The sequence below is a fragment of the Alcanivorax sp. genome, from assembly GCF_040118815.1.
Lineage (GTDB): Bacteria > Pseudomonadota > Gammaproteobacteria > Pseudomonadales > Alcanivoracaceae > Alcanivorax.
This window is the reverse complement of the sequence record NZ_JBEDTC010000015.1, coordinates 463,501-478,294: the sequence shown is the minus strand read 5'-3', so window position 1 is coordinate 478,294 and position 14,794 is coordinate 463,501. Positions and strand designations below refer to the sequence as shown.

Below are 14,794 nucleotides of genomic sequence, written 5' to 3'. Positions count from 1 at the left end.
CCGTCCACTCCCATATCATTGCGCAGCGCGCGTTCCGTCTTACCTATCGTAGCGCAGGCTCAACAATACCGAACGCCCAGCGTTCATATAGTTCCAACCGCCGAAGTTCTGTGCCGTGGTGTACTCCTTATCGAGCACGTTTTTCACCGCCAGGCGAGTGGACCAATTGGGCGCGAACGTCCAGCCCGCACGCAGGTCCAACAAGCCAAACCCGGACAGGCGCACATCATTATCCGCATCGTTATACCGATGCCCCTGCAACACCACGCTACCACCCAGTGAAAACTCACCCAGCGCCCGGTCCAGATCAAAACGGAAGCTACGCTGGGACTGACGCTGCAACACCAGGCCAGTATCGCGGTCTTCAGGGTCCTGGGCGGTAAAGGCTGCACCGGCACGCCACTGGTTGATATCCACACCCACGGCCAGTTCGGCGCCACGGATCCGCGCCCGGTTGACATTGAACGGCGCAAAACGGCCTCCTTGCAAGGCGTAGGCGATCAGGTCATCCACATCAGTCTGGTAAGCCGCGATGTCCCAGTACCAATGCTGATACTGGCCTCGCACACCCACTTCTGTACTGGTCGAACTTTCCGGATCCAATTCATCATTGCCGAAACCTGGAAAGTACAAATCATTAAAGGTGGGAGCACGGAAAGCAGTGCCATAACTGGCGCGTACCCGATGGTTTGCATCCAGCTTGTAGCCCAGCGCCAAGCCACCAGTGGTTTCACTTCCGTAAGCTTCGTTGTCATCGTAGCGGCCACTGGCCTGCACATCGAAGGCACCAAAATTCAGCAACAACTGTGCAAACCCTGCCGTATTTTCACGCTCGTCTTCCAAGTACAACGTGGTGCTGTCTACCAAGTCCTGCAAGTAATCGGCACCCACCACGAGTTGGTGATTCCCCAGGGCAAAAACGTTCTGCCAGTTGGCCGCCCGACTGCGGGTATTGAAGATGCTGTCACGATTGCCATCAGTGAAGTTTTCATTGTCGTCACGGGCATCACTCAGAATAAGCTTACTCAGCCAGTTTTCCGTGAGCCACAACTGCCCTTTTACGCCAGCGATCTGCATCGCGTAGTCGGTGATCTTTTCCTGCTCGGGAGCACTGCCTTCAAATTCAGTCCTACCCGCCGCCCGAAAACCAAACACACCAATTTCCGCATCGTTATCAAAACGGTGGGTCAGGCGCGCCACAGCGGACGTATTGTCATAACCGCGATCTTCGCTGCCTTCACGGATTTCCGTACCGTCAGTATCGAAACGATCCACTGCCACGCTATAGCGAGTTCCGTCCTGCTCGCCCTGAGCGCCGGCGGCGACCCGGCGGCTGTTGAATGAACCAGCGCCCAATTCCATCCAGCCGCTTTGCTCATTGTTCAGATTGCGGGCTCCCGGGGTAAAGACCTGCACCACACCACCCACCGCATCAGCGCCATACAAGCTGCCACGGGGGCCGCGCACGATTTCGATACGGTCAATCAGAGTGGTGGGCAAAAACTGCCAGGAGGGGCTACCGGCGGTGGCGGAACGCAACCGCACCCCGTCGACCATCAGCAATGTGGAGCTGCTACCGGTTCCTCGGAGGTACACGCTGGTGGATTTCCCAAAGGCGCCATTGCCCGTGATATCCACGCCGGGCTGCCCGCGCAGCATCTCGGTAATATCCTGCGGCTGGCGCTCACGCAATTGCTTCTCATCAATCACCGTCACCGAGGACAGTGACGCCTCTGTGGTACGGCTAGTCAGCGTCGGCGTAACGACCACCGGATCAAGCATGGAAATTTGCTGGTTTTGGGCGCCCTTGGCAGGTGCCTGCTCTGCGTATGCAAATAGCGGCCACGCACATGAAGACATCACGGCAGTTACCGCAACGAAACGAAACATCATCGGAAGATCCCCCTCTACCGTGCCCACCCGCACGGCCTGGATTTAGCCGCAGCGGAACAAGCACAGGGAGACAGGCGCAGACGCACCGACACACCCCGCCATCGCCCACCGCAACGCCTGGTTGGAAGTCGCAGAGGACTTCCTTACCTTCTGGCCGGTCTCCGGGCTGATGAGCAAAGCATGAAAACATCCACACACTTCTCAACGATCGCCTTCCCATGGCGTGCCTGATCACAGGCACCACGCACAGTGGCACTACGAACCGTTGTTCACTCAATCACCGTTGCGGGGGCAGCGTCGGACTGTCTCTCAATATCGCCGTTTGAAAAATGGCAGGCAGAGAACCACCGACTTCCCGTTTAACCTGCGCGCTAGCGCACGAGCAGGCACCGAAAGGTGGCGCGAAAATACCAATGGCGGGGGAAACAAGCAAACACAAAACCACTTTATGAGCATCGCTCACGTTGGCTTGAGGGTTTCCTCAAACCAACGCGGATATGGCACTTTGCAAACGATCCCACTGGGATTCTGAACCGGGCAAGCCAAACCGCAAGGCCGCCGGCTCAGTGAAATAACGCACCAGAATGCCCTGTCGCGCCAGTGCCTCAAAGCGCTGCGGCGCCTGCCCATCCGGGCACCAGGCGAAAAGATCGCTCGCCCCCTTCGGTGTCAGCGACGCAGCGACCAGCAAGTTATCCAGACGCTGGCGATCCCGGCGCAGCTGCTCACGCTGTTGCTGCTGCCAGGCCTGATCCTGAAGCGCCTGCGTCATCACATACCGCGCCGGGTGGCTCATGGCCCAGGGGCCCAGCGCAGTCTGCATGGCCAAACACAACATCGGCTCGGCCACCATCAGCCCGGCACGCAATCCCGCCAAGCCGAAAAACTTACCCAGTGAACGCAACACAATCAGCCCGGACTGATGCGCTTCCGCCGCCAGCGACACACCGTTACTGGCATCCAGAAACGCTTCATCCACCACCAGCCAACCGCCTTGCTTCGTTAACCGCTGGTGCCAGCGCCGCAGGGTCTCAGCGGGTAACAACGCGCCGGTAGGGTTATTGGGATTCACGCACACCAGCACATCCAGCCGCGGCAACGCGGCCTCCACCGCATCCGCCGCCAACACCATCACATCATGCCCCGCCTGCTGCCAGGCACGGGCGTGTTCGGCATAGGCCGGCGACACCACACCCACCCGACAGCGTGGCCGCAAGGCCGGTAAGGTTTGCAACGCCGGCTGGCTGCCCGCCACTGGCAGACAACCGGCACCGGCGGGCAGACGGAGCCATTCTCTGGCCACCGCGTCCAAGCCGTCATCGTCTTCCGGAAGCCGCTGCCAAACGGCTCCAGGAATGGTCGGAACCGGATAGCCATACGGACTAATGCCGGTGGACAGATCCAGCCAATCGCGGCGCGGAATCCCCCATTGCCGAGCCGCCTGATTCAAACGGCCACCGTGCGTCAGCCCTTGCGATAACCTGCTCACAGCAACGCCCCTGCGATTAGCAGCAACAGCCACAAAATCAAACTGCGGCGTACCAGCACAATGGCCGCATCAACACTGTCTGCATCCGCTGTCCTGCCTTCGCCCAACAACGGTTTCTCTTTCCAGCCTCCGTGGTATGGCGCACCGCCGCCTAATTGCACACCCAGAGCGCCGGCACCGGCGGCCATTACTGGCCCCGCATTCGGGCTATCGCAGGCACCCGCTTGCTTTCGCCAGCAACGCAACGCCAACCGGCAGCGGCCATGCAATCCCCCCACTAACGCATAGCTGAATGCCGTCAGCCGTGATGGCAGCCACGCGAGCAGGTCATCCAACCGCGCCGCGAATTTCCCAAACCGCTCGAACCGCTCCGTGCGGTAGCCCCACATGGCATCCAGGGTATTCACCAGCCGATGCAGCACCGCGCCGGGCAGGCCCGCCAGCACAAACCAGAACACGCTAGCGAATATCGCGTCAGCGCCATTTTCCAACATGGATTCCGTCGCGGCCCGGGCGACACCGGGAGCGTCCAGTGACTCAGTGTCACGGCTGACAATACGCGCCACTTGCTCCCTGGCCACCGGCAAGTTCTGCTCCCGTAGCGCTGCCGACACCGCACGGCCATGATCCGCCAGACTGCGCGCACCGATCACCAGCCACAGGCCCACCACGTTCAACAGCCAACTGGCCCAGCTTGGCAATAACAGCAACGCCATAGCGACAAGAATCACCACTGGCAGCACCAGAAACAGCAGCGCCAAGGCGCCGCTCATCACGCTGCTCGACACGCCACTGTTCCAGCACTGCTCCAGCCACGACGCCAGCCGGCCAAAGCCCACCAGCGGATGCCAGCGGCGCGGCTCGCCCAGCAGTGCATCCAGCACTATCGCCGCCACAGCAGCACTTATCAGGGAAACAGAGAACATCATTGCAACGTTATTGTCCGGCCTCGGTGCCGGGCAGTGTACTTGACAGGCACGGGTGCAGGGCAGAGGATTTGCCGCTTTCCGGCCCTGTGCCGCCCCGAACCGGAGACGCCCGTGAGCACGCCCCTCCCCTGGCACCAGCCGATTACCGCACCCAGCGATAGCCACCGGCAAGCCGCCCTGCAACGCCAGACGCAACTCACTAAACCCGCCGGTTCACTGGGCCAGCTGGAAGCTCTCGCTGTGACCTTGGCCAGCCTACAGGCTACCGACCAGCCCCGCGCCGAGCGCATCAGCATGGCGGTCTTTGCCGCCGACCATGGTGTGTGCGAAGAAGGTATTTCCGCCTTTCCCCAGGCCGTTACCGGACAAATGATTGCCAACTTTGTCACCGGTGGCGCGGCCATCAGTGTCATGGCCCGGCAACTCAATGCCGACCTTGAAATCATCAACTTGGGCACCGCCATCCCCCCGCCACTTCAAGACGGCGTGATTGACGAACAGGTTGCGGCGGGCACCGCCAACCTGGCACGCCAACCGGCTATGACGGACGTGCAGTTGCACGCTGCTCTGACCGCGGGTGATCGTGCCGCTCAACGGGCCGCAGATCGCCAGGCCGACCTGTTTATCGGCGGTGACATGGGTATCGGCAACACCACCAGCGCCAGCGCCCTGGCCTGCGCATTACTGGACGAAACACCAACCATACTCACCGGCCCAGGCACCGGGTTGGATCCGTCCGGCGTGGCCCACAAGGTGAGCATCATCGAACAGGCGCTAACCCGCCACAGGCAGGCATTTGCAGAAAAAAGTCACGAGCCGCTGGCCGTTTTAGGCTCGCTCGGTGGCTTTGAAATCGCTGCTCTGGCCGGCGCCTTTATCGGCTGTGCCGTACGCGGCATTCCCGTGTTGGTGGACGGCTTTATTGTCACCGCCGCTGCGCTTGCCGCCAGCCAGTTACGGCCGGAATTGCGGGACTGGTTACTGTTCGCCCACCAGTCCCAAGAGCCTGGCCACCAACGTCTTCTGCAAGCCCTGAACGCCGATCCTTTGCTGGGTCTGTCCTTACGATTGGGCGAGGGCAGTGGCGCTGCCGTAGCAGTACCGTTACTGCGTAGCGCCTGCGCGCTGCATAACCAGATGGCCACCTTTGCGGACGCCAATGTGAGTAATCAAAACGAATGAATTGTCGGATTACGGCTACGCCTAATACGACCTACGTGAGCTACCAGAACGGAAATGGATACCGATGAGAACAACGGTCTTTGATCTGATTCGCCACGGCGAACCCGCTGGCGGGCAGATGTACCGCGGCCACAAGGATGACCCGCTAAGCCAGCAAGGCTGGCAACAAATGCGTGACGCCATCAGCGCCGACGATCAATGGGATCACATCCTCACCTCGCCCTTATTGCGTTGCCGGGAATTTGCCGCCGAACTGGCCCGCGAAAAAAACCTGGCTTTCACCGTGGCCCATGACTTCAAGGAAATCAGCTTCGGCGACTGGGAAGGGAAAACCCGCGAACAAGTGGCGCAGGAGTACGGCGATCACCAGGCCAATTTTTGGTGTGACGCAGAGAGCCACCCCCCCATCAACGCAGAAACCATTCAGGATTTTCACCGCCGTATTGGCGACGCTTGGGCCCTGTGGCAAGAAACACTGAAAGGCCAGCGCGTGCTGCTGGTGTGCCACGGTGGCGTCATTCGCATGGTGCTGGCCCACGTGCTAAGCATGGCACCCAGCAAAGCCATGGCGGGGTTTCAAGTGCCTTACGCCTGCCGCTCGCAGGTGCGCCTGGATGACACTGACTTCGGAACATTGAGCTGCCTGGTACGGCACGGAGGCTAACGAACCGAAACCGCTGCAGGAACGTAGCGGAGTAACGACCGTAGATCGGCCCGAAGGGTAAGCGAAGCAAATAACGTCGCTGGCGGCGCGATTACCCAACCCAGCGACGCTCCTGCGGGAAGGAAGTCTAGCCTTTCAACGTCTGCGTCAGCCCCGCCACCGACAGCAACACCGTATCGCATTTTTTTGCCAGTGACTGATTCAGCCAGCCCAGCTCATCGGCAAAACGACGAGTTAACGGGTCCATGCCAATTGTCCCCAGCCCCACTTCATTGCTGACGATAACCACATTGCCGGGGTATTGCCCCAGCGCCCCAAGAAAACTATCCCGCTCCCGGACAAACGCCGCGTCCCCTGCATGCAGCAAGTTACTCACCCACAGGCTCATGCAATCGATCAAGACGCAGGGGGGCGGTGACAACGTAGCCTGGCGGTTAAGCAAGGCGCCCAAATGTAGCGGCTCTTCCACTAACCCCCAACTCGCCGGGCGTCGCATGCGATGGCGGCGAATACGGTCGCTCATTTCACCATCGCCCGCTGTAGCCGTGGCCACATACACCACCGGATCGTTTTGCTCAGTGACCTGCTGTTCTGCCAGTGAACTTTTACCGGAACGAATGCCGCCGAGAATCAGACTGTGCGGCATCAGTTTTTCTTCACAAATTGCGTCAGGATGACAATGCGCTGGCCTTCTACCCGGCCTTCAATGTGCTCAGGATTATCCTGCACCAAAGAAATATTGCGCACCGCGGTGCCACGCTTGGCGGTGAAGTTGGCGCCTTTCACATTCAGGTCCTTAATCAGCGTGACCGAATCACCAGCTTCCAGCACCACACCATTACTATCACGATGCAGCTCTTGGGCTTCTTCACCGTCATCCCCACCCAGCCCTTCGCCGGTGGCCTGGGCCCAGGCCAGGGTTTCATCATCCAGATACAACATATCCAACAAGTCCTGCGGCCAACCTTCTGCCTGCAAGCGCGTCAGCATGCGCCACGCCAGCACCTGTACAGCAGGCTCCTCGCTCCACATGCTGTCGTTAAGGCAACGCCAGTGGTTAACATCTTCATTGCCGGGATTGTCCAGTTGGGTCTGGCAGGTTTCACACAGCAGCACACTCTGTTCCGCAGTGCCATCAGACGCTGGCGGCACCGCATACACCGTCAGAGCCTCATCGGCGCCACACAGTTCACATTTCGAATCGGCGCGCGCCAGCAGGGTGGATACCAGGGTCATGTAAACGCTCCTTTGTTGGGCGCGCAGTATAGCGAATTTGATCGCCGCCGAGCGGGGCGCGGTTATTTCGCGCCGACAATACCCGCACTTACCTTGCCAGAGGCCTATGAACAATGGAGGGGAACGATGCTTGCATCGCGTCCCACATAAACAGAATTATTGCGCGTTTCTCAGGATTGCTGCCGCTAGCCCGCCAGCAATCCTGAAAACGAAAAGAATGATAGCGTATCGCCCGGAGATACCGTGCTGCCCACCGGCACTACAGCCAGTCCGTCGGCCCACACCGCCGAACTCAACATACCGGAGCTTTGGTTGGGATGCTTTTGCAAAGTCAGATGGCCGGATTCGGTCACACAACGCACGCGCAAATATTCTTGCCGCTTGGCCGGTTTATTGATGGAAAAATCCACTGGCAGAGTCATTGGCTCAGGCAACACAACATCAGCGCCACAACAACGGCGCAGGGCCGGCAGCACCAGCATCAGGTAACACACCAACACAGCTGACGGGTTGCCTGGCAAACCGAAAAACGGGATGTCATCAATACGACCGTAGGTAAACGGTTTGCCCGGCTTGATCGCCAACCGCCAGAAATCCAGTTCGCCATGATCCGCCAGCACCGCACGCAAATGATCTTCTTCACCCACTGACACACCGCCGGTGGAAATAATCACATCCGGTCGCTGCGCGGAATCGGTGAGCACCCGTATCAGGGTATTGCGAATAATGGCCGGATCATCGGGCAGGTGTTCGCGCTGTATATTCACGAACCCACTTTGCTGTAACAACTGCGTCAGCTGCGGGCCATTACTGTCGAAAATTTTGCCCGGCAACGGTATCTCTTCCGGCGCCTGGATTTCATCACCACTGGTAAGAATTAGCACTTGTGGCGCATTCACTTTCACCGAAGCGATGCCCACCGACGCAATCAGACCCACCGCCTGGGGCGTGAGTCGCTCGCCGCGCTGCATCACTACTGCATCGCATTGGGCATCCTGGCCCGCCGGGCGAATATTCTGCCCGGCCGTAACGCTGGCCTTACCCGGCAACCGCACTCGGGTTTGCCCAATTTCACAATCTTCCTGCATTAGCACGGTATCGGCACCCGCTGGCACCGGGGCACCGGTGAAAATACGCGCCACCTGACCCGGTGCCAGGGTCGCCGGCGCATCACCCGCCGCGACTCGCAGCGGCATGGGCCGTGTCAGCCCTGGCTCGTCCAGATCCGCATAGCGCAGCGCCACGCCATCCACCGCAGCGTTATCAAACGCAGGCACATCCACCCGGGAGGTCACAGGCTCAGCCAGATACTGGCCCTGACAATCGCACAACGGGATGTCCCGAACGGCGCGAAAGGGGCGCGCCGAATCCAGCAGGTGCTCCAACGCCTCGGCCACCGGCATCAATGATTGTTTGGCTCCGTGCATTATTCCTCCATGCCAGATGGGCAACGTCCACCGCTATCGGCGTACTTGGGCCACGAAATTACAGGGGCGATGCCTGGCATCCAGCTGTTCCTGAATAATGCGGTCCCAGCCTGTGGCACAGGCATTGTTGGACCCGGGCAGGCAGAAGATCACCGTGCGATTGGCCAGCCCGGCCAGGCAGCGAGACTGGATAGTAGAGGAGCCGATGTCCTCCACACTCACCTGACGAAACAGCTCACCAAACCCTTCGATAGTCTTATCGAACAGGACCGACAATGCCTCCGGCGTAGAGTCTCGCCCGGAGAATCCAGTACCGCCGGTGGTAAGGATAATCTGGATACTCTCGTCGGCGATCCAGTCCGATACCACCTTGCGCAGCTGGTACACATCGTCCTTGACGATCTGGCGGGCGGCCAACGTATGCCCCTCGCCTTCCAGGCGCTGCACTAGCAGGTCGCCAGAGGTATCAGTTTGCTGGGTTCGGGTATCGCTGACGGTCAACACCGCCACGGCCAGAGGCTCGAATTGCGCCGCAGGCTTGGACATAGACTCTCTCCTTGCAGATGGCCCGATAGTACCACGCCCCGCGCCCCGGGGCTGGACAGGACAGCACCGATTGACCGTTGCCGACAGCCCCTGTTCTCCCCGGCATACCGGGGGTAGATTCGACCTATACAAGATGTTTATCGGAGAGCCGTCATGAACCGTATGGAAGCTGCACAACAAGAGGCCGCGCAATTACCCCGAATGCCCCAGCGCAAACTGGAGGACATTCCCGGTGACTATGGCTGGCCCCTGCTTGGGCACACCGTGCCGTTCCTCAAGGACTACCACAAACTGGTCACTGAGCAGGCAGCCAAACACGGCCTCACCTTCAAAGGCTCTGTGCTATTTCAACGCGGCGTCACCCTCCTCGGCCCGGACGCCAACGAATTTGTTCTCAAGGACCCGGAGCATGCGTTCTCCAGCCGTGCGGCCTGGAACCCGATTCTGGAAAAGCTGTTCACCGACGGCCTGATGCTGCGTGACTTTGCCGACCACAAGTTCCACCGCCGCATCATGCAGCAAGCGTTCAAGAAACCCGCTCTGGCCAGTTATCTGGATCGCATGAACAGCCACATCGGCAGTGAACTGGAAAATTGGCCCACCGGAGAAAACCTCAAGTTTCTGGACCACATTAAATCCCTGCTGCTGGATGTGGGCGCGCAAATCTTTTTCGGACTGGAGATGGGGCCAGAGTCCGACAAGGTAAACCAGTCTTTTATCGACGCTACCGATGCCTCGCTGGCAGTGGTTCGCCTTCAAATTCCTGGTCTTCTGTGGCATCGAGGAATGAAGGGTCGCCGCTACCTGGAAAACTTCGTTACCGGCTTGATTCCGCAAAAGCGGGCCAGCAGTACCCCAGATTTCTTCAGCGAACTGTGCAAGGCCGCAGACGAAGAAGGCGGCCTGTCGGATCAGGACGTGATGAACCACATGATCTTCCTGCTGTTCGCGGCCCACGACACCACCACCAGCACCCTGTGTTCTATCATTTACATGCTGGCCAAACACCCTCACTGGCAGGATGTATTGGTAGAAGAAATGAAAAGCCTGTGCAAGGACACACTGGACTACGACGACCTGGGAAAAATGGAAAAAACCGGATGGGTATTTCGCGAAACCCTGCGCATGCGCCCAGCGCTGACCACCTTCCCCCGCCGCACCGTCAAAGACGTGGAGTATCAGGGTTACACCTTGCCCAAGAATACCTTGGTCAACGTGTCCACGCTCTACACTCACTACATGGAAGAGTACTGGAGCAACCCGACCACCTTCGACCCGGAACGTTTCAGTGACGAACGCGCCGAGCACAAGAAACACTTTTACCAGTGGGTTCCTTTCGGTGGCGGCCACCACAAGTGTCTGGGCCTGAACTTCGCCGAACTGCAAACCAAAACCTTCCTGTTCCAGTTCCTGCAGCGTTATCGCGTCAGCGTCCAACCCGGCTATGACCTGCCCACCCAACAGGTACCGCTGATCATGCCAAAGGATGGGCTGCCGGTGGTATTGGAGAAACGATAAATCAGCACGGCTTCGTCTCCAGCTACTAGCGACTAGCTTTTGGTTTTCTCTCCAAGCTAGCCGCTAGTAGCTCGAAGCTTTTTAGCTCTGCTGAAACAAATGCACATCCCGCTGCGGGAAAGGAATGGTGATGCCGGCCTTGTCGAAGGCGTATTTCACCTGCTCGAACAAACCAAAGTACACCGGCCAGTAATCCTCCGAATTCACCCACACCCGCGTCAGCATATTGATGCTGCTGTCGGCATGGGCAGACACAAAAATATTCGGATTAAACTCCCCGCCATCAAGAATGCGATCATCGCTATCGATCACTGTCTGTATCGCCGCCCGCGCCGCTTCAATGCTATCGCCATAGCTGATACCAAACTCGATATCCACGCGCCGCTGGGGTTCCACGAAAATGTTCTTGATGCAGCCGTTGGACATGAGCCCGTTGGGAATCACGATGCGCTGGTTGTCGTAGGTAATCAGGATGGTATTGAAGATCTGGATATCCCAGACTCGCCCGGTATGGCTTGAAGAACAGAATCAGCACACCGCCGGCAAAGTTGCCCAGGCTGCCCTGCAAGGCCAACCCCACCGCCAGACCAATGGCACCGAGCATGGCAATGAACGAGGTGGTCTCCACACCCACCATGCCCGCCACGGCCACCAGCAACAGAATTTTGAGCAGCACATCCACAAAGCTGGTCATGAATTTCTGCAGGGTGTCATCCACGGCCTTGTGCCCCAGCACCCGGTTCAGGCCCTTGATCACCCGCTTAATAACCCAGAACCCGATGATCAGCGTCAGCACCGCCAGCACCACCTTGGGCAAATACGCCATGCTCAGCTCAATCGCCTTATCCAGATACGGCTGGATTGTCTCCCTATCCATGATTCCCTTCCTTTGGTCATTGATATAGATCCTTAAAATACCACCAATCGGCCAGGTTCAGACCCCTCCTGCGTCTGAATCTGACCCTATTTTCCCCTGCCCGAAGCCCCCTGAGGGAATGAACACCCGCCCGGATTAACGCTATACTGCGTGGCACATTTTCCACCGAACAGACAGCCATGAAGTACGCCATCCTGCCGGTCACCCCGTTTCAGCAGAATTGCTCCTTTCTGAAGTGCGAAATCACGGACAAGCTTGCCATCGTGGACCCCGGTGGTGACCTGGAGAACATCCTCACCGCGCTTGAACAGGTGGGCGGCACCCCGGAAAAGATTCTCGTCACCCACGCGCACCTGGACCACATTGGCGCCGTGGCAGACCTGGCCGACCGGCTGTCCCTGCCCATCGAAGGGCCGCACCGAGACGACCAGTTCTGGATCGACATGTTGCCCCAACAGGCGCAGATGATGGGCTTTGCGCCATCACGCCCGTTCACCCCCAACCGCTGGCTGGAACAAGGTGACAGCGTCACCGTGGGGGAAACCCGCCTCGAAGTACGCCACTGCCCGGGACACACCCCCGGCCATGTGGTGTTCTATCAACCGGAAGCCAAGCTGGTGGTCGTGGGCGATGTATTGTTCAACGGCTCCATCGGCCGCACCGATTTCCCCAAGGGGGATCACGACACCCTGATTCAAGCCATCCAGGACCAGCTGCTGACCCTGGATGACGACGTATCCTTTATTCCAGGCCACGGCCCCATGTCCACCATCGGCCACGAGCGTACCCACAACCCCTTTGTTTCAGGCAAGCACGGATAGAACATGGATTCAGTAGTAATGAAATGGGGACTCACCGTCGTCATCGCTATTCTGGGTTGGGCCCTGTCCATCCTGCTGCGCGGCATCACCAAGCGGCTGGGCCGGCGCCGCAATTACTCCCGCGCCCGTATCTTCCAAACAGCCGTGGTCATCAACAGCGCCTGCCTGATCATCAGCCTGATCGCCATTGGCGTGTTGTGGGGATTGAAAGGCGACGGCCTGATGGTGTTTGCCACCTCGCTGATGGCGTTACTCGGCGTGGCGTTGTTTGCCAGCTGGTCCATGCTCAGCAACGCCACCGCCGCCATCATTCTTTTTTTCAGTGCCCCCTATAGAGTGGGCGACCGCATTCGCCTGCTGGATGGCGACAACACCGTGACCGGGCAGATCCGCCACATGGGGCTGATTTTCATCACCATTCAGGATGAGCTGGGCCACCGCTACACCTTGCCCAACAATCTGTTGCTGCAAAAAGCCGTGATCCGCCTGCGCGGCGACACCCTGCCCCGGGATCAAAAACACATGCGCGCGGATTAACGCTGCAAGCGTCCACCCTCAGAAAACACTCTCGCTACGTCCGGGTTCGCACCCCTGTAGGAGTTCCCTTCCAGGGGACGAACCGAGCGTAGTTCGTCGCTACATCGTGTAGCCGAAACTCAACATGTACTGGGTGCCGTCATAAGGGAAATCCGCGATGGCATCGTTGAAATCCATCTCCACGGCCTGCTCGCGCACCACCACACCGAACTCGGATTTGCTACCCACCGAAAAAATCAGCCCGAGAGAGGCATAGGCGCCATAGCCAAAACTGAAATCCCGGTCATCCCCGTTCACCACCACTGTCGAACTCAACGGCTGGGGGTAGGGTCTGTCCTGCTCCTGTTTAAGTGACCCCATCAACAGCATGGGACCACCGGACAGAAACAGCCGGGCACGGTCACTGAAATTGATATCCCCGTAGCCACCCAGCATGGTGCCAAACAAGAACATCTCGTTCTCCACCTTAATATTCACGGTGGCGCCACCGTCCACCACCCCGGAATAATTCACCGAATCGTTCTGCCAGCTGACCACCGCACCGCCTTCATAACCGTAGCGGAAGCGGTCACCGCCACCCAGAATTTGCTGCACTCCACCGGTGAAGAACGGCAAATCGTCGTAGTCACCATCAAGCGTGGCGCCATTGGCGGTCACGGTCGTGTCTTCATCATCCAGCTGCAACGTGCCTGCCTGTAGAAACATGTATTGCCCGTTCTGGGCCCAAGCCGGTGCTGCCAACAGCGCTGCCGCCAGGCTAACGATCTGCAACCCTTGTTTCATCTGCACTCCCCTCTTCCCTCTGCCAAGTCTTGATTGCCAGCATAGTGCAGATTTATCGGCAAAAACATGAACCGGTTACCGCCGCATTCAGAGTCCGGTAAAGTAGCACTAATGGGGAATATACCGGCCCAACACACCGCGCCGGAAACTAAAAAGGAATTGCTATGCGTACCCTGTTTCTTTCCCTCATTGTCACCGCCGCCCTGCTCGTGGGTTGCCAGAACAATCAGGAACCCGGCACCACCGGCAGCCTGCCGGATGCCTGCCAGCAGCCACCAGAGTCCGGCATGTGCAAGGCCGCCTTCCAGCGCTATTACTACGATGCCGACACTGGCAGCTGCCAGGCCTTCATCTGGGGCGGCTGCAAGGGCAGCGTGCCGTTTGAAACCCTGGACGCCTGCACCCTGGCCTGTAACGCCAGCGGCAGCCCCGCGCCAGCCAAGAACCGCCCCGTTAAGGAGAGCCGTCAATGAGCAATACCAGCACCGCCAGCCTGGTCCGGGCGGTCTATGTCCTGCATCTGGTCGGCCTGATCACCGGCGGAATCACCGCCCTGGTCGGCGTCGTCATTGCCCACATCAATGCCAGTGACGCCCCGCCGCCGCTACGCGAACACTTCCGTTTTCAGTACCGCACCTTCTGGATCGGCCTGCTGTACTGGTTCATCGCCGGCATCACCACCCTGGCGCTAATCGGCTGGCTGTTGATGGTGCTGATCTTTGTCTGGTGGGTCGTGCGCTGCGCTCGGGGCATGACCGCCCTGAACCGCAACCAGCCGCCGAGCAAAGTCGATACCTGGGGGTTCTGATATCCTCTCCCGATCGAATTGTCACATAACTGACACAGGGGCCAGCCAGACTGGCCGGCCCCGCATCCTTCCCCAACACGCGTT

The 14,794-nt window shown here is 59.0% G+C and carries 16 protein-coding genes, 1 pseudogene and 1 riboswitch; of the genes and pseudogenes, 7 read left to right on the top strand and 10 right to left on the bottom strand.

Translation table 11 applies throughout. The features are described 5' to 3' along the window. Window positions 1–39 precede the first annotated feature (39 nt). From ABNH18_RS11520 to cbiB, 3 genes are all read right to left on the bottom strand, one after another. On the bottom strand, window positions 40–1,893 hold the full coding sequence (locus tag ABNH18_RS11520) for a TonB-dependent receptor domain-containing protein (RefSeq protein ID WP_502876784.1): 1,854 nt from the start codon (window positions 1,891–1,893) through the stop codon (window positions 40–42). 135 nt (window positions 1,894–2,028) lie between these two features. Then, window positions 2,029–2,302: riboswitch (cobalamin riboswitch) on the bottom strand. A gap of 72 nt (window positions 2,303–2,374) precedes the next feature. Beyond that, window positions 2,375–3,382, bottom strand: coding sequence for a threonine-phosphate decarboxylase CobD (gene cobD / locus ABNH18_RS11515; protein WP_349382947.1), 1,008 nt, complete (start codon window positions 3,380–3,382; stop codon window positions 2,375–2,377). Then, window positions 3,379–4,311 (bottom strand): adenosylcobinamide-phosphate synthase CbiB, encoded by a 933-nt coding sequence (gene cbiB / locus ABNH18_RS11510; RefSeq protein ID WP_502876783.1) that lies wholly within the window; start codon window positions 4,309–4,311, stop codon window positions 3,379–3,381. Before cbiB ends, cobD begins: the two co-directional genes overlap by 4 nt. Window positions 4,312–4,422: 111 nt before the next feature. Here cbiB and cobT point away from each other — a divergent pair, with 111 nt between their 5' ends. Then, a complete protein-coding gene (gene cobT, locus ABNH18_RS11505) occupies window positions 4,423–5,493 on the top strand; it encodes a nicotinate-nucleotide--dimethylbenzimidazole phosphoribosyltransferase (protein WP_349382946.1) in 1,071 nt (356 codons plus the stop codon). Window positions 5,494–5,557: 64 nt separating this feature from the next. Continuing rightward, window positions 5,558–6,157, top strand: a complete 600-nt coding sequence (locus tag ABNH18_RS11500) for a histidine phosphatase family protein (protein ID WP_349382945.1) — start codon at window positions 5,558–5,560, stop codon at window positions 6,155–6,157. A 127-nt stretch (window positions 6,158–6,284) separates the two neighbouring features. Here the strand turns inward: ABNH18_RS11500 and cobU are convergent, their stop codons facing one another. From cobU to moaB, 4 genes are all read right to left on the bottom strand, one after another. Continuing rightward, the gene (gene cobU / locus ABNH18_RS11495) at window positions 6,285–6,803 is read right to left on the bottom strand and encodes a bifunctional adenosylcobinamide kinase/adenosylcobinamide-phosphate guanylyltransferase (RefSeq protein ID WP_349382944.1); all 519 of its coding nucleotides are present in this window, start codon (window positions 6,801–6,803) and stop codon (window positions 6,285–6,287) included. Further along, the gene (locus ABNH18_RS11490) at window positions 6,803–7,393 is read right to left on the bottom strand and encodes a PhnA domain-containing protein (RefSeq protein ID WP_349382943.1); all 591 of its coding nucleotides are present in this window, start codon (window positions 7,391–7,393) and stop codon (window positions 6,803–6,805) included. The genes cobU and ABNH18_RS11490 overlap by 1 nt, the downstream gene beginning before the upstream one ends. 185 nt (window positions 7,394–7,578) lie before the next feature. After that, the gene (locus ABNH18_RS11485; protein ID WP_349382942.1) at window positions 7,579–8,820 is read right to left on the bottom strand and encodes a molybdopterin molybdotransferase MoeA; all 1,242 of its coding nucleotides are present in this window, start codon (window positions 8,818–8,820) and stop codon (window positions 7,579–7,581) included. A gap of 33 nt (window positions 8,821–8,853) precedes the next feature. Further along, window positions 8,854–9,366, bottom strand: a complete 513-nt coding sequence (moaB, locus tag ABNH18_RS11480; RefSeq protein ID WP_349382941.1) for a molybdenum cofactor biosynthesis protein B — start codon at window positions 9,364–9,366, stop codon at window positions 8,854–8,856. Window positions 9,367–9,519: 153 nt separating this feature from the next. On the opposite strand from moaB, the gene ABNH18_RS11475 reads away from it, so the two are divergent. Next, window positions 9,520–10,884, top strand: coding sequence for a cytochrome P450 (locus ABNH18_RS11475; protein WP_349382940.1), 1,365 nt, complete (start codon window positions 9,520–9,522; stop codon window positions 10,882–10,884). 81 nt (window positions 10,885–10,965) lie between these two features. Here the strand turns inward: ABNH18_RS11475 and ABNH18_RS11470 are convergent, their stop codons facing one another. Together ABNH18_RS11470 and ABNH18_RS11465 are read right to left on the bottom strand one after the other, a co-directional pair. Then, the gene (locus tag ABNH18_RS11470; RefSeq protein ID WP_349382939.1) at window positions 10,966–11,280 is read right to left on the bottom strand and encodes a mechanosensitive ion channel family protein; all 315 of its coding nucleotides are present in this window, start codon (window positions 11,278–11,280) and stop codon (window positions 10,966–10,968) included. 214 nt (window positions 11,281–11,494) lie between these two features. Further along, a pseudogene (locus ABNH18_RS11465) lies at window positions 11,495–11,710 on the bottom strand (mechanosensitive ion channel family protein); the annotation flags it as partial. A 230-nt stretch (window positions 11,711–11,940) separates the two neighbouring features. Here ABNH18_RS11465 and ABNH18_RS11460 point away from each other — a divergent pair. Beyond that, window positions 11,941–12,582, top strand: a complete 642-nt coding sequence (locus ABNH18_RS11460; RefSeq protein ID WP_349382938.1) for an MBL fold metallo-hydrolase — start codon at window positions 11,941–11,943, stop codon at window positions 12,580–12,582. A gap of 3 nt (window positions 12,583–12,585) precedes the next feature. Beyond that, a complete protein-coding gene (locus tag ABNH18_RS11455) occupies window positions 12,586–13,119 on the top strand; it encodes a mechanosensitive ion channel domain-containing protein (protein ID WP_007148918.1) in 534 nt (177 codons plus the stop codon). Window positions 13,120–13,218: 99 nt separating this feature from the next. On the opposite strand, the gene ABNH18_RS11450 is transcribed toward ABNH18_RS11455, so the two are convergent. After that, window positions 13,219–13,902, bottom strand: coding sequence for a hypothetical protein (locus ABNH18_RS11450; protein ID WP_349382937.1), 684 nt, complete (start codon window positions 13,900–13,902; stop codon window positions 13,219–13,221). A 164-nt stretch (window positions 13,903–14,066) separates the two neighbouring features. Here ABNH18_RS11450 and ABNH18_RS11445 point away from each other — a divergent pair, with 164 nt between their 5' ends. Further along, window positions 14,067–14,375 carry a BPTI/Kunitz domain-containing protein gene (locus tag ABNH18_RS11445; RefSeq protein ID WP_349382936.1) on the top strand — a complete coding sequence of 103 codons (309 nt, stop codon included), beginning with the start codon at window positions 14,067–14,069 and terminating at the stop codon, window positions 14,373–14,375. After that, the gene (locus ABNH18_RS11440; RefSeq protein WP_349382935.1) at window positions 14,372–14,710 is read left to right on the top strand and encodes a DUF4870 family protein; all 339 of its coding nucleotides are present in this window, start codon (window positions 14,372–14,374) and stop codon (window positions 14,708–14,710) included. The genes ABNH18_RS11445 and ABNH18_RS11440 overlap by 4 nt, the downstream gene beginning before the upstream one ends. Window positions 14,711–14,794 lie beyond the last annotated feature (84 nt).